The sequence below is a fragment of the Lentimonas sp. CC4 genome (assembly GCF_902728235.1).
GTDB lineage: Bacteria > Verrucomicrobiota > Verrucomicrobiia > Opitutales > Coraliomargaritaceae > Lentimonas.
The window spans coordinates 3,953,524-3,976,099 of sequence record NZ_CACVBO010000001.1 but is presented as its reverse complement, the minus strand read 5'-3'; the positions used below and the strand labels follow the sequence as shown (position 1 = coordinate 3,976,099).

General features: G+C 51.7%; 20 protein-coding genes. 15 read left to right on the top strand and 5 right to left on the bottom strand.

Annotated elements, in window-relative coordinates:
* The first annotated feature begins 36 nt into the window (after positions 1-36).
* From GZZ87_RS16980 to GZZ87_RS16930, 11 genes are all read left to right on the top strand, one after another.
* Positions 37-1,179, top strand: coding sequence for a putative peptidoglycan glycosyltransferase FtsW (locus GZZ87_RS16980; protein ID WP_162025372.1), 1,143 nt, complete (start codon positions 37-39; stop codon positions 1,177-1,179).
* Complete coding sequence (locus tag GZZ87_RS16975; protein ID WP_162025373.1) at positions 1,176-2,303, top strand: UDP-N-acetylglucosamine--N-acetylmuramyl-(pentapeptide) pyrophosphoryl-undecaprenol N-acetylglucosamine transferase; 1,128 nt, start codon at positions 1,176-1,178, stop codon at positions 2,301-2,303. The genes GZZ87_RS16980 and GZZ87_RS16975 overlap by 4 nt, the downstream gene beginning before the upstream one ends.
* Positions 2,303-4,621 carry a UDP-N-acetylmuramate dehydrogenase gene (gene murB / locus GZZ87_RS16970; protein WP_162025374.1) on the top strand — a complete coding sequence of 773 codons (2,319 nt, stop codon included), beginning with the start codon at positions 2,303-2,305 and terminating at the stop codon, positions 4,619-4,621. Before GZZ87_RS16975 ends, murB begins: the two co-directional genes overlap by 1 nt.
* Positions 4,614-5,552 carry a D-alanine--D-alanine ligase gene (locus tag GZZ87_RS16965; protein WP_178092118.1) on the top strand — a complete coding sequence of 313 codons (939 nt, stop codon included), beginning with the start codon at positions 4,614-4,616 and terminating at the stop codon, positions 5,550-5,552. The genes murB and GZZ87_RS16965 overlap by 8 nt, the downstream gene beginning before the upstream one ends.
* 116 nt (positions 5,553-5,668) lie before the next feature.
* Complete coding sequence (locus GZZ87_RS16960; protein WP_162025375.1) at positions 5,669-6,484, top strand: FtsQ-type POTRA domain-containing protein; 816 nt, start codon at positions 5,669-5,671, stop codon at positions 6,482-6,484.
* Positions 6,485-6,641: 157 nt separating this feature from the next.
* Positions 6,642-7,853 carry a cell division protein FtsA gene (gene ftsA, locus GZZ87_RS16955; protein ID WP_162025376.1) on the top strand — a complete coding sequence of 404 codons (1,212 nt, stop codon included), beginning with the start codon at positions 6,642-6,644 and terminating at the stop codon, positions 7,851-7,853.
* 15 nt (positions 7,854-7,868) lie between these two features.
* Positions 7,869-9,152, top strand: a complete 1,284-nt coding sequence (locus GZZ87_RS16950) for a cell division protein FtsZ (RefSeq protein ID WP_162025377.1) — start codon at positions 7,869-7,871, stop codon at positions 9,150-9,152.
* A 39-nt stretch (positions 9,153-9,191) separates the two neighbouring features.
* The gene (locus tag GZZ87_RS16945) at positions 9,192-10,247 is read left to right on the top strand and encodes a hypothetical protein (RefSeq protein WP_162025378.1); all 1,056 of its coding nucleotides are present in this window, start codon (positions 9,192-9,194) and stop codon (positions 10,245-10,247) included.
* Positions 10,248-10,382: 135 nt separating this feature from the next.
* A complete protein-coding gene (locus GZZ87_RS16940; protein WP_162025379.1) occupies positions 10,383-11,234 on the top strand; it encodes an SCO family protein in 852 nt (283 codons plus the stop codon).
* Positions 11,235-11,278: 44 nt separating this feature from the next.
* Positions 11,279-12,199: a hypothetical protein gene (locus GZZ87_RS16935; RefSeq protein ID WP_162071475.1), complete on the top strand. Its 921-nt coding sequence runs from the start codon at positions 11,279-11,281 to the stop codon at positions 12,197-12,199.
* A gap of 133 nt (positions 12,200-12,332) precedes the next feature.
* Positions 12,333-13,571 carry a serine protease gene (locus GZZ87_RS16930; protein ID WP_162025381.1) on the top strand — a complete coding sequence of 413 codons (1,239 nt, stop codon included), beginning with the start codon at positions 12,333-12,335 and terminating at the stop codon, positions 13,569-13,571.
* A gap of 6 nt (positions 13,572-13,577) precedes the next feature.
* Here the strand turns inward: GZZ87_RS16930 and GZZ87_RS16925 are convergent, their stop codons facing one another.
* Positions 13,578-14,486: a DMT family transporter gene (locus tag GZZ87_RS16925; protein ID WP_162025382.1), complete on the bottom strand. Its 909-nt coding sequence runs from the start codon at positions 14,484-14,486 to the stop codon at positions 13,578-13,580.
* A gap of 235 nt (positions 14,487-14,721) precedes the next feature.
* On the opposite strand from GZZ87_RS16925, the gene GZZ87_RS16920 reads away from it, so the two are divergent.
* The 4 genes from GZZ87_RS16920 to GZZ87_RS16905 all read left to right on the top strand — a co-directional run bounded on the left by GZZ87_RS16920 (position 14,722) and on the right by GZZ87_RS16905 (position 18,661).
* The gene (locus GZZ87_RS16920) at positions 14,722-15,219 is read left to right on the top strand and encodes a nuclear transport factor 2 family protein (protein WP_162025383.1); all 498 of its coding nucleotides are present in this window, start codon (positions 14,722-14,724) and stop codon (positions 15,217-15,219) included.
* 77 nt (positions 15,220-15,296) lie between these two features.
* The gene (locus tag GZZ87_RS16915) at positions 15,297-15,632 is read left to right on the top strand and encodes a DUF805 domain-containing protein (RefSeq protein WP_162025384.1); all 336 of its coding nucleotides are present in this window, start codon (positions 15,297-15,299) and stop codon (positions 15,630-15,632) included.
* Positions 15,633-16,003: 371 nt separating this feature from the next.
* Entirely contained in the window at positions 16,004-16,834 is an 831-nt protein-coding gene (ppk2, locus tag GZZ87_RS16910) for a polyphosphate kinase 2 (RefSeq protein ID WP_162025385.1), read from the top strand.
* Between the two features lie 12 nt (positions 16,835-16,846).
* Entirely contained in the window at positions 16,847-18,661 is a 1,815-nt protein-coding gene (locus GZZ87_RS16905) for a Na/Pi cotransporter family protein (RefSeq protein ID WP_244648150.1), read from the top strand.
* 246 nt (positions 18,662-18,907) lie between these two features.
* Here GZZ87_RS16905 and GZZ87_RS16900 read toward each other — a convergent pair whose 3' ends face one another.
* The 4 genes from GZZ87_RS16900 to dinB all read right to left on the bottom strand — a co-directional run bounded on the left by GZZ87_RS16900 (position 18,908) and on the right by dinB (position 22,566).
* On the bottom strand, positions 18,908-19,372 hold the full coding sequence (locus tag GZZ87_RS16900) for a dihydrofolate reductase (protein WP_162025386.1): 465 nt from the start codon (positions 19,370-19,372) through the stop codon (positions 18,908-18,910).
* Between the two features lie 64 nt (positions 19,373-19,436).
* Positions 19,437-20,231: a thymidylate synthase gene (locus tag GZZ87_RS16895; RefSeq protein WP_162025387.1), complete on the bottom strand. Its 795-nt coding sequence runs from the start codon at positions 20,229-20,231 to the stop codon at positions 19,437-19,439.
* A 71-nt stretch (positions 20,232-20,302) separates the two neighbouring features.
* Complete coding sequence (locus GZZ87_RS16890; protein WP_162025388.1) at positions 20,303-20,665, bottom strand: DUF721 domain-containing protein; 363 nt, start codon at positions 20,663-20,665, stop codon at positions 20,303-20,305.
* A gap of 851 nt (positions 20,666-21,516) precedes the next feature.
* Positions 21,517-22,566, bottom strand: a complete 1,050-nt coding sequence (dinB, locus tag GZZ87_RS16885; RefSeq protein WP_162025513.1) for a DNA polymerase IV — start codon at positions 22,564-22,566, stop codon at positions 21,517-21,519.
* Positions 22,567-22,576 lie beyond the last annotated feature (10 nt).

The following is a 22,576-nucleotide window of genomic DNA, read 5'->3' as shown; positions in this document are numbered from 1 at the left end:
TACAGTTGAATCGTTCAGTCTGGATATCACTATAGAATGAGCGCACGCCCTGCTTTGCGAAATTCCTTTTGGAGAATTCCGCCGGCAGGAGTCTTTATTGCGCTGATTGTCATTTCGCTGACTTTTCTTGGCTTGGTGGTGCTGTTTAGCGCCTCTCAAGCGATGCACTCCGACCCGACGGTGTTGTTGCGCAAGCAGCTCATTTGGCTGGTGGTTGCGACACTCTCTGGTGGATTCGCAATGGTGGTGAACCTCGCGGCGCTGCGTGATTATGCCTACGTTTTGGCGGGCGGTGCTGTGCTCTTGCTGATTCTGGTGCTGGTTCCTGGCATTGGTGTGACGGTGAACGGCGCGCAACGTTGGATTGATTTTGGTCCGATACGGTTACAGGTGTCTGAGATTGGTAAGTTGGGCTTGTTATTTATGATGGCGCATTATCTGGCAGCGAATCGTCGGAATTTGGATGATGCGCTGCGTGGTTATTTGGTGCCGTGCGCGATGCTCGCGGTGATTTGTGGATTGATTATTATTGAGCCAGATTTCGGCACGGCCTTTCTCTGTGGAGCGGTTGGCGGTTTGATGCTTTACCTTGCTGGGTTACGCTTGAAGTTTTTGATTCCGACTGCGCTTGCAGCGCTGACTCTGTTCTCGGTGGCAGTCTATCACGACCCCGTTCGTTTGCAGCGTATTACGTCCTTCCTCGATGTGGAGGGTAACCGTAGTGATAGTTCCTACCAGTTGTGGCAGGGTATTCTGGCTTTTGGAGCCGGTGGTGTGCAAGGCGTGGGGCTCGGCGCCGGACGTCAGCAGATGTCGTTCTTACCCGAAGCGCATACAGACTTTATTTTTGCAATCGTCGGAGAGGAGCTCGGGTTGGTGTTTACCGCCGGTGTGGTAATTTTATTTATGACGTTGTTTTTCGTCGGTGTGATGCAGTTGAAGCGCGCGCCGGATCTATATCAATATCTGTTGGTGATGGGCGCGCTGCTTTTCGTGACGCTGCAGGCCTTAATTAATATCGGCGTGGTCACAGGCTGCTTGCCGACCAAAGGGATGTCGTTGCCGTTTATTTCGTATGGCGGCTCCAATCTTGTTTTCATGTTTGTTTTGACTGGGATTATTTTAAATGGCTTCCGCTCATGGGAGCTGCCTGCGCTGCGGAGACAGCGTGAATTATGAGCCGTATATTGATCGCATGTGGAGGCACGGGCGGACATCTGGCTCCAGGGATTGCAATCGCTGAGGTGCTGCAGTCGCGCGGGCATGATTGCACCTTGCTAATCAGTCAGAAGCAGGTGGATTCTGCGTTGATCGAGAAATATTCGCACCTGAATTTTTATAAGACACCAGGGCAGGCATTTTCCGGAGGCATCACGAGATGGATCACTTCCTGTTGGAGTTTGCTCTCGGGCTATTTGTTTTCGAGTAAGTTGGTGAAACAGGAGAAGCCCGACCTGGTGTTACTCTTTGGTGGATTTCTATCTGTGGGGCTTGGGCTCGCTGCGCGTTTTGCGGGTGTGCCGGTTGCGGTGCACGAGGCCAACTGCCGCCCTGGTAAAGCGGTTCGTTTGCTCAAGTATTTGGCAACGCGTGTGTATTTACCAGATGGTGTGCGCTTGAAAGGGCTGCCCTCGAAGCGTGTGCGTTATTTGGGGTATCCGGTTCGCGGTGATGTGAAACATCGTTTGAAGGCTGAGGCCTGGCAGCGTTTGGGGATTACGGTATCGAATAAACTACTGGTGCTCATTGGCGGAAGCCAGGGAGCTGCGGCGCTCAATGATTGGGTGACGGATCATTTTGACTCACTAGCGAAGTCTGGGGTCTCGGTGTATTGTGTGACTGGGCTAGGGAAAAACTCTGCGAGTTCGATTCAAGGAGTGAGTTCCCGTGGTGAGGCGGTTTCTGCGACGTTCGTGCCATTTTCCGACCAGATGGGGGATGTGATTTCTGCGGCTGATCTTGTGATTTCGCGTGCGGGGGCTGGTTCGATTGCGGAGATTATTCGCTGCCGTGCGCCGTCGATTCTGATCCCATACCCATACGCAGCAGATGATCACCAGCAGGCGAATGCGTTGATGCATGAGCGACATGGCGCAGGTTTGGTGCTGGCGCAGGATGATTTAGGTAAGCTTATGGGCGAAGTTAAAAATCTAATTTTTAACGATTGGATGTTGAGTAAATTTAAGTCGAATCTTGAACGCCTAGATCGCTTTGATTCAGGGGCGCGGATAGCGACTGACATCGAAGACTTGTGCGCGGCGCGTGCTTTGGCTGAGTCTGACAAACAGGGGTCTGCAATATAATGCCTGCATCTGAGGAAACTTATTTATTTATTGGTGTCGGCGGCATGGGGATGGCTCCGCTGGCTGGTTGGATGGCGCGTGCTGGCTATGCAATTGTTGGATACGATGATAATTTGCAAGAGCGTGTGCGTTGCTTTCTTGATGGGGCGGGCGTCGAGCTGCGTGACTTTGTTTTTTCGGAGCAACTTGCTGGGTTTACGACGGTCGTCTATTCGAGTGCGATTCAGGCGGATCATCCATTGTTGGCAGCGGCTCGTGAGTTAGGATTGAAGACCCTGCGACGTGGTGAGATGCTTGCTGAGATTGCGGCTACGAAACGATTGATCGCAGTGGTGGGCAGTCATGGTAAGACCACGACGTCTGGAATGATTGCGCATGGCGTGCGACATTGTGGAGTCGATGCGAATTATATTCTTGGCGGGTTGTTTAACGATGAAGCGCTGCCGCCCAGCCAATACATGGACAGTGATTGGTTGATTGCAGAAGTCGATGAGAGTGATGGCACGATTGATCATTTCTCACCTGAAGTGACTGTGGTGCTCAACGTGGATTGGGATCATGCCGACCGCTACTCTAGTGGCGAAATGTTGGATGCCGCGTTTCGGCAACTCATTACACGGACGAAGGCGCAGGTGCTGCTCTCAACCGAGGGAGATTTGACCGGCCGTTTTATCGAAACCGGTGGAGCAGAATTGCTAACCTTCGGAGTGAATGGCGACTATTGCGTGCATGCTGATACGGATGGAACTCTACAGCTGAGTGGACGTTTGGCTGAGGTCCAAGTGGAGTCGCCGGCCGTGGGGCGCTTTAACCAGATCAATGGCGCTGCGGCGTTGGCGGTATTGAGTGTGTTAGCGGCTGAATTGCGGAGCGATGTGCTATCTAGTTTTGGTGGTATGGCGCGGCGACAGACCGTGTTGCATCGCGATGAGCAGCTCACGGTGCTCGAAGATTACGCGCATCATCCGACTGAAATTGCGGCGCTGTTTGAGTGCTTGCGTTCGATGGCGCCAGCGCGGCGCTTGGTTGTGGTGTTTCAGCCGCATCGCTATTCGCGCACAAAGCAATTTAAGCGTGAGTTTGCGGAGATTTTAGAGTCGGCGGATCAGCTATTTTTATTACCGGTGTATGCGGCGCATGAGTCAGTGATTGAAGGTGGCACGATTGCGGAGTTGGCGCAGGAATTTTCAGGCGAGCCGCCTGAGGTGTTAACGATGAACCCGTCAGGGCTGCAACGCTTGGTGGATACGATTGGCAGTGAGCCGAGCACCATTGCATTTGTTGGAGCGGGAGATATTGATCAGTTCGGTGGACTGTTTACATCGATGCGCCGCTGTGAGTTTGATCTGGATGCGGCATGGCGTGACTTTTTAAAGGGCCGTGTGTCGCCGAATTGCGTGTTGAAAGAGAATGAGCCGATGGCGAATAAAACGACGATGCGCATCGGTGGTGCGGCACAGTTTTATGCAGAGCCCTCGAACCTCTGTGACCTACGGGCATTGTTGCGCGCGGCAAAGCTATTTGATTTAGAGACGTTTTGCCTCGGGCGTGGTTCGAATTTGTTGGTGCCAGACGAAGGATTCCCTGGATTGGTGATTCGTTTCTCGGGCACAGAATGGCGTCGATCTGAAGCGCTTGGCGACGGTCGCATTTGGGCTGGTGCAGGTGTGCGTTTAAAAGAGGTGTGTGGTCATGCGGCCAAGGCTGGTCTTGCGGGATTTGAATTTCTCGAAGGCATTCCCGGCGCGATTGGGGGCGCCTTGCGGATGAATGCCGGTGCGATGGGGAATTGGATGTTCGATGTGGTCGAGCGTGTGCAGTTTCTTGATGAGGCTGGGCAGTTACAGGATTTGCCAAAAGATGCGTTTCACTTCGGTTACCGAAAGGTAGAGGAGATCAGCCGTGGCATCGCACTGGGTGCGATTTTGAAGAGCCTCGAAGCTGAGGATGAGGCATCCATCCGTGAGCGGATGGATAGCTATTCGAGTTCGCGCAAAGCATCGCAGCCGAGAGACCCGAGCGCTGGGTGTATCTTTAAAAATCCAGAAGGTAATTTTGCAGGCAAACTCATCGATACGTATGGTGTGAAAGGTATGCGTGTCGGTGCGGCTGAGGTATCGGATGTGCATGGCAACTTTATCGTAAATCGTGGCGGAGCCACTGCGACCGATGTGATCGAACTGGTGCGGAAGGTGCGCGCGGCGATCCATGCGAAGTCGGGCTACATACTGGAGCCAGAAGTTTTATTGCTCGGGCAGGCATGGGATGATGTGCTTGGTGATGTGGAATCTTTAAAGGGAGGAACGAACTGTGGCTAATCCAGAATCAATCGTGGTATTATATGGTGGCGTGGGCTCTGAACGAGATGTCTCGCTGGTCAGTGGTGAGGCAATTGCGAAGGCCTTGTCCGCGAATTTTGAAGTGGAGCTGTTACGTCTTGATGCGGAGGCATTGCCCGAGTCGATTGATGGGAGTCGCTCAATTGTGTTCCCAGCATTGCATGGTGCGTTCGGTGAAGACGGACGTTTACAGGCCTTGCTCGAAGCGGCTGGGGTCGAGTATTGTGGTAGCGATGCTGCGGCGAGTCGCTTGTGTATGGCAAAGGATTTGACCAAGACGATTGCGCGGGACTTGGGTATTGATGTGCCAGAAGCGATGGTATTTGACGGGGCGAATGCACCGTTGGCGGATGCGGTGATTGGGGTGCTGGGCACCTCTTTGGTGATCAAGCCGACGGATCAAGGTAGTAGTGTGGGATTATATTTTACCGAGCATCGTTCGGCGCTGGGTGTGACGCTCTCAAAAATCCACGAAGGTAATTGGTTGATAGAGCAACGTATCCGTGGGCGTGAGTTGACGGTGGGCGTGCTGAAGGGAGCCGCGATGGGCGTGGTCGAGATCGTGAGTGCCAGTGGGGTGTATGATTATGAGGCGAAATATACGCCTGGCTCTACGGAGTATCGCTACCCCGCAGAGCTACAACCAGAGGTAGAGGCGCGGATCAAGGCCGATGCCGAAGCATTGTTCAATGCCTGTGGGTGTCGCGATTTTGCACGGATTGATTTTCTGCTGGATGGTGCGAAGTCATATTTTTTAGAGATCAATACTTTACCAGGATTGACCGCGACGAGTTTACTGCCGAAAAGTGCTTCGTGTGTGGGCTTGGATTTCGAGTCGTTGGGGCGTGATTTGGTGACTCCTGCGATGGCACGCTTTGCCGCCTGCGAAACGAAGGGACATCCGGGATGATTGGTAGTGGTAAACAAAAGGGCGGGACGTCTGCAGATGGTGAGCAGAGTTGGCGAAAGCTGGCTGGGCCGAGTCGTCGACGTGTGAATTCGCCTCCAGCGCGCAGGAGGCGGCGCATGCGTTGGATTAAATTTTTTGTTGGTTTAATCGTGTTGATTGCCGTGGGCAGTGGGCTCACTTGGTCTATTATGGCGTTTAAGCAGCACGAACAAACCCTGCCGATCACGCCGTCCTCGAAGCCGATTGAGCGCATTATTTTCGATACCGATGGCGTGTTGCCTGATATTTGGCTGAGCAAGACGATCAAGTTGCGGCCAGGTATGTCGATGATGGAGGCGGATATTTACGAGCTGAAGAAGACATTGGAGTCGGATGCTCAAGTGAAGTCTGCCTCGGTCGAGCGCGTCTTTCCGAGTGATTTACGTATTCGAGTGCAAGAGCGTCTACCAGCGTTGCGTTTGGCGATTGCTGGGCCAGATGGTAAGCCACGTCTTCGGCTCGTGGCACGTGATGGTGCGGTGTATGACGGCTTGGGCTATCCGACGGCGACGCTCGGGAATTTGCCCTATGTGCAACCGTATCAACATGTAGATGGCAGCTTTTCACCGATGCGTGGAATTGAGTCGGTGGCAGACTTGCTGGATTTGGCACGACGCACGCAGCCGAAATTCTTTCGAACGTGGCAGGTCGTATCGCTGGAGCACTATTCGGGGGATGTGGACTTGCCAGGACAGGTGATCGAAGTGCGTTCGACGTTGGTGCCGCGAATTATCTTCAGTGCATCCGCAGATTACGGCCGTCAGTTGGATCGTTTGGCCTATATTTTGGAATATGTCAGCAGTCAGGGAAATCAATCGCTCGAACGGATCGATCTTTCTTTACGTGGTTCTGCTGCGGTGCAATTTAGCAGTGGTCGCATCGGCGCATTTTAGAAAGGAGATCGAATATAGAATCTAGTAGTTAGAATATTACCCCAAAAGAAGGTGGCGTCTTAGTGATGTTGTCATTGAACTTTCGAAGTTCATGCGAGCTCCAGTGTCACTTTTTTCTTCTTACTTCTAACTCCAAACTTCTTTATTCTTTTTTACTATGAGTCTAACCAGAGTGGTCGCTGCTGTTGAAATTGGAACGTCTAAGGTGACGGTTCTTCTTGGCGAAATCGAAGGAGACTCAGGGCTCAATATTATCGGGCATAGCTCGTGCTTTTCGAAAGGGGTGAAGAAGGGCGTGATCGTGGATTTGAAAGCGGCGAGCGATTGTGTGCATGCCGCGATTATGACGGCGGAGCAAAATGCGAAGACGCGCGTCGATGAAGTATATTTAGCGCAGACTGGAAGTCATTTACGCGGTAATTTTAATGTGGGCACGACGAATGTCGGCTCCTCGGATTCGATTATTCGTCCTTCGGATATCGAGCAGGCGAAGGAAGATGCGAAGCGTCGTAAGTTGACCGAGGTCAGAACTTATATTCATCATATTCAGAATCCATTTTCGATTGATGGTCAACAAGTGGAGAACCCGCTTTCGAAAGAAGGTTCGCGCCTGCAAGTCGGTTATTGGTCGGTGCATGGCGATAGCCAGATCGTGAGCGATAGCCTTCGTGTGATTCGTGGGATTGATCTCGATGTGAGTGATATGATCATATCGAGCATCGCTTCGGGGGCAGTGCTACTGGAAGAGTCGGAGAAGGATAATGGTGCCTTGGTGATTGATATTGGTGGAGGCACTACGGATTTTGTGCTCTATCGTAAAGGTTACATCGTCCTAACAGGCGTGGTGCCTGTCGGCGGTGATCATATTACCAATGATCTGAGCATCGGCTTACGTGTCGGCCGTAAAAGTGCCGAAGAGTCGAAACTACGAAACGGTCGCGCCTATTATAAGAGTGAAGACCGCGACGAGAAGGTGTGGCTCTATGGTGATATGACGATCGGAGATCGTGAATATCCTCTGGCGGCGATTACTAAGATTATTGAGGCGCGCGTATCTGAGATTTTTGATATCATTAAGGATCAGTTGATTGATGCGGAATTACTCGTGCCTGAGGATATTGCCTCGGGAATCGTATTGACGGGCGGAACTTCGCGTCTCGAAGGTATTGACGAGGTCGCGCAGCGAAGTCTCAGATTGCCGGCGCGTCAGTCTGAGGGGCCGCAAGATGTTTCACCAGAGCTCCGTGTGCCAGAATATAGCACGGCGCTTGGACTCTTACATTATGCATTGACTGGTCAGGAAGATGCGCAGCAAAACTCGAAGCCGACGGGGCTCTTTCGTCGACTTGGTAGCATTTTAAATTTTTAATTAATTGAGACCTCATTGAGCCACGAACTAGACAGTTTAAGTAGTCACGCTACGCCGCGCGCGGATCCGAAGATTAAGATCATCGGTGTCGGGGGGGCGGGCACCAATGCCGTCGGTGCGTTGAACCTTGAGGGGTTTGACAGTGTGCAACTAGCGGCTATCAACACCGATGCGCAGGCGCTTGCGAGTTCTTCAATTACAGAGAAGTTAATGATCGGGCGCAGCGTGACGCGTGGGCTCGGAGCGGGGGGTGAGGTCGATATTGGCCGAGCTGCCGCAGAATCGGATCGCGATGCGATTGCCGCTCTAATCGGTGATCTGGATTTGATCATCATGGTGGTTGGATTTGGCGGCGGCACTGGTAGTGCTGCGGCACCGATTGTCGCTGAAGTCGCCGCGAAGACGGATGCGCTCGTGTTAGCGTTTGTGACTTTGCCTTTTAGTTTTGAAGGGCAACGCCGTAAGAGCATCGCAGATGAAGGTTTGGGCGAGTTGCGCAAGTTAGTGCACGGGGTCATTCCGTTGCCCAATGATGTGCTGCTGCAAGAAGGAGAGGAGGACACGAGTGTGCTCAATGCATTTGCGATTACCGATCGTTGGATCGGCCGCGGGGTGAACTCGCTCTGCGCGATGTTGTTGAAGACTGGTATCGTTAATTTGGATCTCGGTTCGCTGCGTTCCGTATTTCAGGGGCAGGGTGGTAAGACGGTTTTTGGCACGGGGGTCGCTACTGGCGGTGACTATGTGAAGGACGCCCTGGATGATCTATTCATCTGCCCGTTGCTGCACTTGGGAGATCGGCCGACGCAGCTGGATCGAATTTTGGTGAATGTCATTGGTGGTGCCGATCTACCGATTTCACGGGTCAACGATATTGTATCGCAGGTGTCGAAGCGTTTTGGATCGCGTGAAGATATCGTCTTTGGCGCGGTGTTGGATCAGTCGCGCTGCGAGAGTTTGGAGATCTGCGTGCTCGGCAAGGCCGAGATGGAGCGTCGCCAAGTGCCTGTGCAACAGGTTAAACCAGTTGAAGTCGTTACATCGCCTTCAGAGGTGATGGAAGGATTGGGGCTCCAGTCGGAGATCTCTCAGGATGACCTGCCATTGCAGCCAGTGCATGAGACTAAGCTCGGGCGTAAGAAGAAGCTGGTGAACGATGATCAGGATGAGTTTACCTTTAACGAAGTCGATGCGCAGCGTGGTTATTTCGAAAAGACCGACCGCAACGATTATAAGGATGAAGATCTCGACGTGCCGACGTATCTGCGCCGCGGGATTAAGATTAAGCTGAAGGTGTAAGTTCGTTGAGGAATCGATGGGACGCAAATTTTCAATTACATGAAGCGTCTCACGCTTCTATTTCTTCCTGTTTACTTGGTATTGTCGGGGTGCACGACTTTCGACCCAACTCCACGGGTGTTGCTTGACTCTTCGATTGTTCAGAAGACTCAAGTTTTCGAGGAGTTTGTGAGTGGATATGTGAAGAGGATACAAGTGGGTGACTATCATTCATCTTCAGGTGATGAGATCGCAATACTCGGTCAGTGTGATGTGTGGTTGCTGGCTGCGTCAAATTACGAACTGTTGCAGCACTTCGCTACGGGTGGTGGATTGTCGCCGCAATTAATTGATGTGCAGGGTGATGGTGAACTGTCTGTGATGCGAGGCGGCGGCGGTTTTGGAGGTGTGGGGCTGTTGACCCTTGAGGGGGAATCGCACTGGGGGTTTCGACCGAATTCAAACTTGGCGCCTCAAAAGATGATTGCTGCTGATTTGAATGCGGATGGAGCACTCGAGTTTTACGTGTTAGATTGGGATGCCCTGTATCAGCTGGATTCTAAAGGAAATGTAACTTGGAAGGTCGTTGGGCACGAGTATCGAGACATCGGTCTGGTGCTAGAGGATCAGCTGATGTGCTTGAAAGAAGGTGGAGTTCTTGAACGCTACGATTTTAATGGCGAAGTGCTGAGTCGATTGGAATTGCCAGTTGAACCCTACCATTTTGATACGGTTCAATGGCCGGATGACTTCAGTTTTTTGGTCGGGTATTTTGGCCGATGCGTTTTGATCATCGATTCGAATGGAGAAGTTGTGTTCGAGGGCCCATTGGATGGATTTCCTTTGTATCATCCCCCGCAAGCTCTCTCGGTTCGATTTATCGAGGGTGAGCCTCCATATCTGGTAGTGTTAGCGCACTCGCGTTCATCTGTTGGCAGGACACTTCTGGCGATTTTTACGCCATCAGGTGAAATGTTGTATCAGGAAATACTGGGAGGGACGCGTGGCATGTGTGTAAATGTTAATGCTGCCACTGGTGGTGAGGTGTTGCTTGTTGGTGATGGAACCACGGGCGTGTTGGAGTATCAACTGAACTCCAGGTCGACACGTAATTAAAGATCAGTGGATTGTGATTTTGGCAATCTTGCCGTCCGGTCACTGCGGTGCCTGCTTGATCTCGAGGACGTCGGCGTTCCCTGGAATCTTGCCTTCGGGACTTGATGCCGCGTCATTTCGTGGCAAGTTGCACGGATGCGTTGTCTAATATATAGCATTTTATTGCCACTCTTTGCGGTGGGTTCACTTGCGGCGGAGTCGTTTTCGGTGCAGGGTCGTGTCTTGGAGGTCTTGCCGGAGGCGAAGGCTTTACGGGTTGAGCTCACGGAGTCTGCGAGTTCCGACCTGTCTGCTGGGCAGACTGTGGACTTTCGTGTGGGGCCGGGTGATCTAGAGATCGGCTATGCGGAGCGTTTGATTCGAGCGGAGGCGGTGGATTATAGCGGCGTTTGGCATTTGGAGCGCATCTTTCCTGTAGATGGCATCGGCGCGAAGGCAATGGTCGATGTCAATAAGCAGTTGCATGACGCGACCGCGACGATGAGTCGGCGTAAATATGTGAGGCAGGGTGATTACATTCCCAATTTCGCGATGATCGATCAGCATGGAGACTTTCTGCAAATCCGTGAGATGCGCGGTAAGGCCTTTGTGCTAAACTTTATTTTCACGCGTTGCCGTGCTGCGACGATGTGCCCGGCATCGACCACACGCATGTCGGAGCTGCAGGAGATTGCGCGTGAGGATGGCATGGAGAATTTACATTTTGTGACGATTACCTTTGATCCGGAATATGATTCGCCTGGTATCCTTCGTCAATATGCGCAGAGCTATCAATTAGAGAATGACAACTTTCATCTACTCACTGCGACACAAGAGCTTGTGGATGATTTACTCCGTCAATTTGGGATTTTGACGATGGAGGAAGACGGCACGATCAATCACACCATGGCGACTTTGCTGGTTGACGCGAATGGTCGTGTGGCGTTTCGCAAGGAAGGTTCGAAGTGGACGACTGAAGAATTCATTGAAGCGGCCAAGCAATTGTAGACTTTTATCTGCACAACCGTATTGCACCCATTGATATGACCGCCGTGGCTCAGAATCACCCCGTAAACTCCAAGCGTATTTCGCTGGTGAGTATCTCGGTGCTTACCGTGCTGTTTGTCGCGGCATATTTTGCATTACGCGCATTGCCAGATGCGCAATGCGGATTCTTGCACTATGAGGAGATCGTCAATGCCGATGGTTCGGTAGAGTTTTGCGCGACCAATCATGCCGGATTTTTGGATCTGACACGTCTCAAATATCCCGTCGAAATGGGGGTGTTTTTGGCTGATGAACCGAAGCCTGGTGTCGCGCAGGAAGTGACGCTAGAGTTGCTGACATCGGGTGGCACGCCGATTGCGCCGCATCAACTGGCCATGACGCATACGAAGAAGATGCATGTCATGGTGGTGGATCCTTCGTTGCGTGATTATCATCACGTGCATCCGCAGGCAGATGGATTGAATGGGCAATATACCTTTGAGTTTACTCCAGAGCTCGCAGGCACGTATCAGGTATTCACCGAGATCGTGCCGTTGCGCACACGCCGTCAGATTATCGGCACAGGTGTGATTGAGGTGGCTGGCATTGCTTCGGCAATGGAGTTTGATCGCAATACACAGAGTGTGGTGGATGGCATACGTTTTGATATCGGAGAGGTGCCTGAGCGGCTACGCACGGGCACGGACTATCGCTTCGACCTGACTGTGACTACGGAGGGTGGCGATGCCGTCGATCTGCAGGATATTATGGGTGCAAAGGGGCATATGGTGGCCTTCGATGCAGCGCGCAAGGGCTTTGCTCATATGCATCCGATTGACAGTGTGGTCTCAGCTCGCTCCCTGGAAGTGGAGCAGGGCTTGGCATTTTTGTTTAATGTGCCGAACCCTGGCTGGTATCGCGTCTTTGCTCAAATACAGGTGGAAGGCCGTGAGGTATTTGGTCATTTCGACTTGGAGGTCGAGTAGGGGGAGAATCGCTTCGCTCGAACACTCAAGGTCCGACGCTAAACGTTTAAAGTTTAATGTTGTGCGTTCATTCCATCAGTCATCGTGAATAAATCGGCTTGAAGCGCACGTCGTGTCGCGCATTTTGAGGACAATGTCTTCTCCTCGATTTATTAGTTTCCGGTCATTACAGCTGAGCGCGCTCTTGTTACTCAGTGGTGTGACTGTATTGGGGCAGGGCTTCACTGCGAAAATTCCGGATACAAGTGAGTCGCCCTTAGAGCGAGCGAAACGAGCTCGGGAAGAACTTGCACTGCGCTTGCAGGATGAAGCGAATGGGGTCGGTCTGGAGACCTTGGAAGAGAAGGTTGCGCGACTGAAACGTGAGCTGGCAGCTGCGGAAGCAGAGTTGGCAGCACGTGATGCGATTGAGCCGATGCCTACTGCTAGCGAGATTGAGTCGGGGGCGCTGGTGGTGATTTCATCGGATCAGTCAGAGGGTTCTGGGTTTATCGCGGAAATGCGTGGGCGCACTTTCCTCATTACAAATATTCATGTGTTAGGCGCGGCGCGAGGTGCATTGATTCGAACATTGGACGGTGAGGTGATAACATTGCCGTCATATGGTTTCATTAGCCAGAAGCGTGACATTGCGCTCGTTCCGATCGAGTGGGAAGGACCGACGCTGCCGCTCTCACAGTCCTTGAGTTTTGACGAAGTTGGCATTGGGCAAGCAGTTACGGTGGTTGGCAACTCAGACGGCGCGGGGGTGGGCTCGCGTTTGACGGGGGAAGTCACTGGTGTTGGCCCCGATGAGCTCCAAGTGTCCGCTAAGTTTGTTCCTGGGAATAGCGGCAGTCCCATTATGCATGATGAGTTGGGCAAGGTCGTCGCGATTGCATCACGCCTGAAGGATTTTAGCGTGAAGTCAAAGTGGACTGAAGATTCCGAGCAGGCTGATATTCGTCGATTTGGTTATCGGCTAGATGGCGAAATTGAGTGGGGGCAGATCGCGTTGAATGATTTATATCAGCAGTCTGAATTGTATCATCGCTATGAAGATCGCACCAAAGTGATGTGGCATATCAGCTATATGTTACAGTATGAGGATAAGCTGATGACTGGTTACGGGAGTCATGATTCGTTGGGCTATTTATTTAAAAATTTTGACCGAGATTTTCAGTGGCAACGAGGCACGAACTCTTCGCACAATCAGCGCATGCTAAAGCGTTTCGTGACTAGCCTGCTGATGGAGCTTCAAAGTGACCGCCAAAGCACTGCGGACGCATTGCAGGTCGATTTCTACAGGCGCCGTTACTACTCGATTGACGATGTGCGTGATGAAGCCATCCGTGCGTTGACGCGTTTTCAAGATTCACGCCTAGCATTATAGCTGTTCTTAGTTCCCGCTTTTTAGCTTAAGCAGTGTGATGCCAATCAGTAGTGCTCCGATACAGATCGCTTTGATGCGGACGTTCTTTTCGCCATGTAGGTAAATGCCGCCCAGGAATGTGACGACCACCGAGGTGCGGCGCACCGGAGAGATGACTGAAATGAGCGCATCATCCTGGGTGATGGCCGTGAAGTAGAGGAAGTCGGCTATCAATAGGCAGCAACCGATTAATGGAATCGTCCACCGCCACTGAAAGGTGCCGCGCTTCCATGCGCCTTTGAGCCAGAGCAGGTAAAAGGGAGCCATCGCTGGCACCAAATAGATGGAGAACCATGCCTGCACATCGGCGGGGCGTAGTCCGACGGTTTGTAGTAGATATTTGTCATAGATCGCACTGCAAGCGCCTACGAGCGTGGCGATGATCATGTAACCGACCCACTTGTCGCGGTGGAAGTGAATGCCTTCTTTTTTGCCGACAAATGAGAAGGCGTAGAAAGATGCCAATACGATAGCGATACCGATCCATTGCCAGCTATTGGGGCTTTCACCCATCAGGCAGGTTGCGAGTAGGATCGTCCAAAGCGGGCTGGTGGCGCGGATCGGTCCCGCGATCGAAAGCGGAAGGTGCTTGAGCGCGAAGTAGCCAAATATCCAAGAACCTGCTACCAACGCGGATTTGAAAAACAAGAGGCCATGCGCGTGCAAGCCAATCGGAGTGATCAAGAAATCAGCGGCGGGGTAAGACTCGGGCGACCAGTGCGACCAGATGATGAAGGGCAGCCAAACGCAGGCGCTGGTAACGATGCCGAAGAAGAGCACGGGGAATACCGCGTTTTCACGGAGCGCATGCTTCTTGGCCAGGTCGTAGAAACCAAGAAAGAGCGCTGATAATATGCTGAGTATAATCCAAGACATGTGTTATTCTTAAAAGAGTCGTTAGAAGTCGTAAGAAAGGAGTTAGAATCTGAGTATCAATTCTGTGTGGTTCGCTAGATTAGAGACCACTTGCGAAACTCTATGCGCACCATTACGAAAGACTAACTCCTGACTCCTAACTTCTAACTCCTAAATATAGTGTGGCACGCTAGCAGGTCATCGCCGTATGGAAATAACCGATTGCTCCGCCGTGCATTCTATTAAAGCTAGCAAAATGACACCCAATCAGAAAACAGTGCTCGTTGTGGCGGCTTTGGTTGCCTTATGCATCGCGTCCCTCTTTTGGAATGTCGATTGGGATGCGCGTGCGATTGATAAACAACTCAATGAGCTGGCGGATTTGGTCGAAAAGTCAGAACCAGAATCGGCGTTCGAGGCGTTGGGGCGTAGTCGCCGAGTCGCCGACTTGTTTACAGATTCGTGCGAGATCGAGTATTTGCCGCAGCGCTCGAGTCTGTCTGGGGCAGATTCCATCAGTGCTGCCTTTTTGAGTGTGCGAAATGCAATTGAGACTGCGTCTGTGGGCTTGAGCCAGCATACCATTGCGGTGGATGCCGATGCCGCGCGCGCGGAGTCTTCCGTTCGGGCTAGCGCTAAAGTTGCGACGCGTGGTGGTGATGACTGGCGCGATCGTTTGAACTACCGTATTGTCTGGGAAAAGGTAGAGGGGGAGTGGTTGATTCGGCAAATCTGGATCAAAGACGATCGATAGTGCGGGTGTAAGTTTTTGTTGCGCTTTGGGCGGCAATTTTAAATATCTGCTATTAAGTATTTCATCTACTACCCATTATGAGCAAAAGTTTTTTAAGTTCTGAAGGCGGCATTGGCCGTGTTAAATTCATTCTGAGCCTTGTCGTGCTGATCGCGTTGACTGCCGGTATTGGCTACGGTGCGGATTATTTTTTCACGCATCCGGAGTATTTCCACCATGGGACCTTTGGCACTTTGGGGATTTTCTGCGCGATCATTGGCGCATTGATCTGCTCGATGATCGGGTTGATGCAGTTACTCAAGCGTCTGCGTGATATGGGCAAGGGCGCATACATGACGCTTTGGATGTTGGTTCCAGGAGTGAACGTCTTGTTCTTGCTCTACGCGTGTGTGGCTCCGTCGAAGACTGCATAGTCTGATATTTATACTTACTTAAAAAGGCCTCGCTGTATATTGCAGTGAGGCCTTTTTTATGGCTCATCGTCAAAGAAAGGCGAAGGTCGTGCGATGAAGTAGAAATATCGTAGCGCACTCGCGCTAGCGAGGTCGACTGCTCAATATCCCGCTCCGAAAAGTGACACGACTAGCGTCGCATCGCTATGGTCGGTTTTTTATCAGAGAAATCGTAGCGACCTCGCGCTAGCGAGGTCTATCACTCTCTTTACGTGCACTTCTGCAATCTTCGCCTGAAAGTGACAGTGAGGCCTTTTTTCTTTGTTGGAAGTTGCTTCTGTTTGCCTTCTTTATACTTTGGTTAGTCTATTTAATTCACCCCTATTCAGCGTATGCCTAAAAAGAAGAAAAAGCCTGTTTCTGTCTCGAAAACGTCAACACCTGAGAAGCTCTCAAATAAATTCTATGAGGAGGAAATTGAGCGGTTGCAGACAGAATTAGTTCATTTACAGCATTGGGTGGTTGAGCAAGGACTACGAATTGTTGTGGTGTTTGAAGGACGTGATGCTGCCGGTAAGGGGGGCGTGATCAAACGGATTAGTGAACGTGTCAGTCCGCGTATTTTTCGCACCGTGGCGCTGCCAGCTCCGAGTGAGCGGGAAAAGACGCAGCTGTATTTTCAGCGTTATATCGCACATATGCCTGCTGCTGGTGAGGTCGTTTTGTTTGATCGTAGTTGGTATAACCGTGCGGGGGTCGAGAAAGTAATGGGGTTTTGCACCAAGAAGCAGCATGCTGATTTTTTGAAGATCTGCCCGAACTTTGAACGATGGATCACTGATCAAGGCATCGTGCTGGTGAAGTATTGGTTGGATGTTAACAATGAGGAGCAGGAGAAACGCTTCCTGAAACGGGTGCATGACCCAAAGCGCCGTTGGAAGTTAAGTCCGATGGACTTGGAATCGCGTGGTCGCTGGTATGACTATTCGAAGGCGCGCGACGAAATGCTGGAAGCGACGGATACCGAATGGGCACCATGGAATTTAGTCGATTCCAATGATAAGAAGCGAGCGCGCTTAAATTGTATTTCGCATTTATTGGATCAGATTCCGTATGAGACGATGAAAGAGGAACTGATCAAGTTGCCGAAGCGTTCAAAGAAGGGCGCTTATGACACTGCGGCGTCGGTGGCCGATCGTAATTGGATTCCTGAAAAGTATTAGGATATGGGTATTATGATGCGTTCCTTAAAGCAGCAACGCAGTCGATTGATTCTGCTGTGTTGTTTGGCTTTTTGTTGTGTGGCTGCCGCTTTTGGTGCGCCTGAGTCTGCGGTTGAGGTGATCGAGGAGCTTGAAGTCGTCGAAGTTGACATCGCTTGGAGCACGGTATGGATGCAGCTCTTTGGTGGGCTTGCGCTGTTTCTGCTCGGGATGGATATTATGTCGGATGCCATTAAAGCGGTGGCGGGCGACGGCCTGAAACTGTTCCTAGAGAAGATGACGGGTAACCGGTTTTCCGGTGCGTTTTCGGGTGCCTTGATCACTGGTATCTTGAATTCATCGTCGGTGACGACGGTATTGGTGGTCGGTTTTATTAGTGCGGGGCTCATGTCGTTGACGCAGGCGGTGAGCATTATCATGGGCGCGAATGTGGGGAGCACGTTCGCAGCTCAAATCATTGCCTTCAATGTGACGCAGTATGCCTTGCTGCCTGTGGCGCTTGGATTTCTCGTGCGCTTTATTGCAAAGGGGGATCGTGCGCGCAATTACGGTGACACGGTGATGGGCTTAGGGCTGATCTTTTTTGGTATGGGGCTGATGGGGGCGGCAATGACTCCGTTACGTGACTATCAACCGTTTCTGGATTTGATGGTTCAGATGAATAATCCCGTGATGGGCATCTTGGTCGGCGCCGTGTTCACTGCGCTGATTCAGTCATCGGCTGCGACGACGGGTATTGCGATTGCTCTGGCGAGTGGTGGGTCGATTACGCTAGAGGCGGGAGTTGCCTTAGCTCTGGGGGCGAATATCGGCACGTGCGTGACGGCGATTTTGGCTGCGCTCGGCAAGTCGCGCCCTGCGGTGCGTGCCGCAGTCGCGCATGTATTGATTAATGTGATCGGTGTCGCAGCGTGGGCGTTCTTTATTCCTCAGCTGTGTGATTTGATTCGAGCGATTTCGCCGGCGGCGGAATCGTTGACCGGGGCAGAGCGTCTGAGTGTTGAAGTGCCACGGCAGATTGCGAACGCACATACGTTTTTTAACGTGGCGAATACAATGGTGTTGATCTGGTTCACTGGATTGTTGGCGAAGTTATGTGAGAAGATCGTGCCGGATCGTCCTGAAGTGGTTAAGGCAGTGATTCAGCCGAAGTATTTGGATCGTGAATTACTGGAGGCACCCAGCTTAGCGCTACAACGGGTGCAGTTGGAGATCGGACACGTCGGCTCGATCATAGACTCGATGTTTGCCGCCTTTAAGCAAGCAGGTTGGGAGGCCGAGGCTGAGCAGCTCAATGTCATTGCTCGACAGGAAGAAGATATCGAGGTTTTGACGGAGCACATTTTGAAGTATCTAGCTTCGATGCCCAAAGAGGCGATGAGCCAGAAGGATGGTCAGCAATTGTTGCTGTTGATGACGGCGAGTAATTATCTGCGCAGCCTGAGTGGTATGTTGAAGTCCGAGTTGGTGGATGTGGTCAATCAAGCGCGCACGGAGCGTGTGGTGCCGAGTCAGGCGATGCGGGCGTTAATGTCGACGGTGTATCGGACTGTCTGGGAAGCGACGAACTTATGTGCCGATGCCATTGCAAAGGATGATCCGGAACTTGCGCGTCAAGTGTTAGAGCGTTCGGGAGTCGTGAAGCAGACCATTGATCAAGCGCTTGAGTATCAGGCCGAGCGACTCTCGTTGAGTGACCCGAATCGCTTAGTGATTTTTCGTGTCGAGATGGAATTTATCGACAATATGAAACGTATCTACAATCAGGCGAAGCGTGTCTCTAAGCATCAGCTGAAACTGGTGAAGGAGCAATTCGAGAGCTCGTAGCGATTGGTCGTTTATTGCTTACGCTCTTCATGATTTGTGGAAACTGCTTTCCGTGCATTTCTCTCTCTCTTTGAGGTAGGGGCTTTGCTTTGCGAAGACCGCTCAAAGGCCACAGGCCGCGAAGTTTTCCAATGTTTCGTGCCTACGCGGTTCGCGCCATTCGACAAGCTCATGGTCAGGAGACAAGCACGACCCCTGCTAAGTTCCTGAACCATTGAGAATCACAAATTATGATGCGTGAAGGGTCTATTGCGTGTTGACCCAGCGCTCGATGGTGAAGTCGGCGTTTTTTTCGATCACTTCGGCGAGTTCAAAGTAGTCTTCGAATTCAGGGAAGGCTGCGTCACCCTCAACGGTGCGATGCACGCGCGTGAGGTAGAGTTCGCTGCAGCGGGGGAGCATCTGCTTGTAGATTTCACCACCGCCAGCAATCCAGATCGTTTTGTCGGTTTCGAGATGATCCAACATCTCAAGGTCTGTGAAACTATGCACGCCTGGGATCTCGCGTGGAGTGCGACTCAGCACGAATGTCTCGCGCCCCGGCAACGGACGTCCGATCGATTCGTAAGTCTTGCGTCCCATCACGAGGATCGCCGCCATCGTGGTCTTTTTAAACCATTTAAAATCTTCCGGTAGGTGCCAAGGAATGTCGCCTTGATTGCCAATGATTCGGTTTTCCGCCATCGCGGCGATCGCTTTAAAAGATTTCATGTGGGTAGCTGGATTTATTTAAGCACTATCACTGTCACTCATGTTCACTCGCACTAGCCGAAGGCTACACAGCAATCGGTGCCTTGATGGTTGGGTGCGGGTCGTAGTTGACCAACTCAAAGTCGTCGATGGTGAAGCCATCGATAGCCATCACGTCGGGGTTGAGTTTCATCTGCGGCAGCGGGCGCGGTTCGCGGGAGAGTTGTAGCTTGGCTTGCTCAACGTGGTTGGCATAGAGGTGTAGATCGCCGAAAGTGTGGACGAATTCCTTGGCTTTGAGCCCGCACACTTGGGCGATCATTTGAGTGAGTAGTGCGTAGGATGCGATGTTGAATGGCACGCCTAGGAAAATGTCGGCGCTACGTTGATAAAGTTGGCAACTGAGCTCGCCGTTGCAGACGTAGAATTGGAAGAGCGCATGGCAGGGAGGGAGCGCCATGTGTTTGATTTCGCCTGGGTTCCACGCGCACACCATGTGACGGCGGCTGTCTGGATTGTTTTTAATCGAGTCGATGACTTCTGCGATCTGATTGGTGCTGCTGCCATCGCTGGCGCGCCAATCTGTCCATTGTGCACCATATACGCGGCCGAGGTCGCCGTTTTCGTCTGCCCATTCATCCCAGATGCGGACTTTATTATCCTTCAAATATTTGATGTTGGTGTCGCCTTTTAAAAACCAGAGTAGCTCATGGATGATCGAGCGCAGGTGGAGTTTCTTCGTAGTGAGCAGGGGGAAGTCTGGCTCTAGTGAGAAGCGCGCTTGTGCGCCAAAAATAGAGTAGGTGCCAGTGCCGGTGCGGTCGTCACGATACGTGCCGGTTTCGAGGACAGTGCGAAGGAGATCCAGATAGTTTTTCATGTAAATAAAGTGGCGCTAGAGTTTGCTGGTGAGGAAGTGGTGTCAATTAAGCTCTAGGGGTAATTTGCCTGCTAGCCGCGGATGACGATTTCGCGGACATCTTTACAATGGGGGAGTGCTTGAATTTTCTTTAAGACGGCACGTTTGCGGAATTGAAGTTCTGAACGCAGCGTTTGGTTGGTGACGGATACGATGAGAGTGCGTCCGTCTTTGATGCGCACGGGATTGCAGCGGCCTGCGAGATTGCCGAAAATTTCGCCCCAATGCTCGACGAGTGTGCGCTCGGCGCTGGGTTGCTCTAGTTTGTATTTCTCTGTGAGCAGGACGAGTATGTTGTCGAGCTGGACTGGCGGTCGTTTCGAAGAGTAGGTCGCCGTGCGCGGGAGTCCGCGAAAGTCGGCGATGATGTCTTCGGTATTTTTAGAGAAATTCATAAGTGTCAGCACTGAAAAGCTATGGTCAATTTGAGCCACGGTGCCATCTAAAATACGATAATTTGAGGCGGATTAGAAAAAAACGCGCAAAAAATGACACCGCAGGGAACTTGGCATTATTCCTGTTGTATTATTATATATTCATAGTCTCCCAGTGTATGGGAGTTATATAGGGTAATAAAGTAGACAATGGTGCGGCGCGGGGTTTAGGGGTATTCCCTGCGCCGCTTAGTTGTCTAAAAATAATCGTTCTTTAAATTTTTTTTCAGTTTTTCTAAATTAATGCTTGCAGGGCCTTAGATTTTTTATCCTTGTTTCGGCATCAACTTTTCTCCCGCAAGGGAGTTTGGGGTAACAGATAAATCCTAGCGTTTACGCTAGGTATAAAGTAGACAATGGTTGGCGCACTTCTTAGGGGTAGGAGGTGCGCCATTTTTTGTGTCTGTTTTAAGGCTAGGGTGTATTCTAGCTTTTTTTAAGGTCATTGGAGTAGGGGCTCGCGTCAGCTCGAATACGTCGTTTCTCTGAATTTATGGCGCATTTGCAGTGGATTTTCCTGCGTAGGTGCACTATTTGATAGGATGTATTCGTTTCTCCATTTTTTATAAAATAATGCTTGCAGGGGGCCTGATTTTTTATCTTAGTTTGATCTATCAACAACGAATTTCTCCCGCAAGGGAGTTTGGGGTAACAGAATAAATCCTAGCGTTTACGCTAGGTATAAAGTAGACAATGGTTGGCGCACTTCTTAGGGGTAGGAGGTGCGCCATTTTTGTGGGTTGTTACCTAGAAGCGGCATCTTGCCGCTTTTTTAGTGCCCTATCAAGTGGCTAAGCGCGCTTCTACCGTGTTTACAATCCGAGCTCTAGTTGCTCTGGGCCGTCTTGTGTTTCGGCAAAGCGCACGCCGATGCCGAGTAGGCGCACGGGTTCGCCACTGCGTCCCCAGGCTTCGCGTAGGAGCTTCAGGTAACTTTTGAGTTCAGGTTGGCGGCTGGAGACTTCCGCAGTGGTGCGTCGGAAGTCGCTGAATTTTAATTTGACCACGACTTTGGCTATCTGGCGATCTGCTGCCGTGTTGCGCAAGTCGTCTAGCATTTCTCCATGCTGGCGGCGCAGGGCGTCTTCGCAGTCTTCGAGGGTTTCGATATTTTTGGTAAAGGTATGCTCGTTACTGAGGCTTTTGCGGATGCGATTGGGCAGGACGGGGCGTTCGTCGATGCCGCGGCAGAGTTTATAGAGTTCTAGGCCGAAGCTACCAAATTCGCTGGCGAGTGCGTTTTTGCTGTGCTCTTGCAGTTGGGCACAGGTCTCGACGCCGACCTCGGCGAGGCGAGCAGCGCTCTTTGGGCCGACGCCTGGGATGCGGCGCACGGGGAGGGTTTGCATGAAATTCGCAACATGTGAGGGGGAGACGACGCATTGCCCATTTGGTTTGTTCCAGTCGCTCGCGACTTTGGCGATTAGTTTGTTCGGCCCGATGCCAGCTGACGCTGTGAGTTGAGTCTCTGTGAAAATTGCGGCGCGGATCTCTTCGGCGATTTCTGCACCACGGCGCTTTAGGTGTGATACGTCTAAATAGGCTTCATCGAGCGAGAGGGGCTCTACCAGTTCTGTGTAGCAGTGGAAGATGTTGCGGATTTGCTTGGAGGCTGCTCGGTAAAGCTCGAAGCGGACTGGCAGGATGACTAGATGCGGGCATAATTCGCGCGCTTTGAACACCGGCATGGCCGAACGCACGCCGTATTCGCGGGCGGCGTAGTTGCAGGTGGTCAGAACTCCGCGTCCAGATGCGCCGCCGACGGCAATCGGACGCCCGTCGAGTTCGGGATGTTCGCGCATCTCGACGGCTGCATAGAAGCAGTCCATGTCGATGTGTATGATGCGTCGAGTGGCTTGCACGTGGAGTGTG

Coding starts and splice junctions, on each gene's coding strand:
- murB (WP_162025374.1), top strand. CDS start 2,303: ATGCCTGCATCTGAGGAAACTTATTTATTTATTGGTGTCGGCGGCATG.
- GZZ87_RS16905 (WP_244648150.1), top strand. CDS start 16,847: ATGATGCGTTCCTTAAAGCAGCAACGCAGTCGATTGATTCTGCTGTGT.
- GZZ87_RS16895 (WP_162025387.1), bottom strand. CDS start 20,231: ATGAAAAACTATCTGGATCTCCTTCGCACTGTCCTCGAAACCGGCACG.
- ftsA (WP_162025376.1), top strand. CDS start 6,642: ATGAGTCTAACCAGAGTGGTCGCTGCTGTTGAAATTGGAACGTCTAAG.
- ppk2 (WP_162025385.1), top strand. CDS start 16,004: ATGCCTAAAAAGAAGAAAAAGCCTGTTTCTGTCTCGAAAACGTCAACA.
- GZZ87_RS16960 (WP_162025375.1), top strand. CDS start 5,669: ATGCGTTGGATTAAATTTTTTGTTGGTTTAATCGTGTTGATTGCCGTG.
- GZZ87_RS16925 (WP_162025382.1), bottom strand. CDS start 14,486: ATGTCTTGGATTATACTCAGCATATTATCAGCGCTCTTTCTTGGTTTC.
- GZZ87_RS16930 (WP_162025381.1), top strand. CDS start 12,333: ATGTCTTCTCCTCGATTTATTAGTTTCCGGTCATTACAGCTGAGCGCG.
- GZZ87_RS16945 (WP_162025378.1), top strand. CDS start 9,192: ATGAAGCGTCTCACGCTTCTATTTCTTCCTGTTTACTTGGTATTGTCG.
- GZZ87_RS16900 (WP_162025386.1), bottom strand. CDS start 19,372: ATGAAATCTTTTAAAGCGATCGCCGCGATGGCGGAAAACCGAATCATT.
- GZZ87_RS16940 (WP_162025379.1), top strand. CDS start 10,383: ATGCGTTGTCTAATATATAGCATTTTATTGCCACTCTTTGCGGTGGGT.
- GZZ87_RS16890 (WP_162025388.1), bottom strand. CDS start 20,665: ATGAATTTCTCTAAAAATACCGAAGACATCATCGCCGACTTTCGCGGA.
- GZZ87_RS16915 (WP_162025384.1), top strand. CDS start 15,297: ATGAGCAAAAGTTTTTTAAGTTCTGAAGGCGGCATTGGCCGTGTTAAA.
- GZZ87_RS16980 (WP_162025372.1), top strand. CDS start 37: ATGAGCGCACGCCCTGCTTTGCGAAATTCCTTTTGGAGAATTCCGCCG.
- GZZ87_RS16920 (WP_162025383.1), top strand. CDS start 14,722: ATGACACCCAATCAGAAAACAGTGCTCGTTGTGGCGGCTTTGGTTGCC.
- GZZ87_RS16975 (WP_162025373.1), top strand. CDS start 1,176: ATGAGCCGTATATTGATCGCATGTGGAGGCACGGGCGGACATCTGGCT.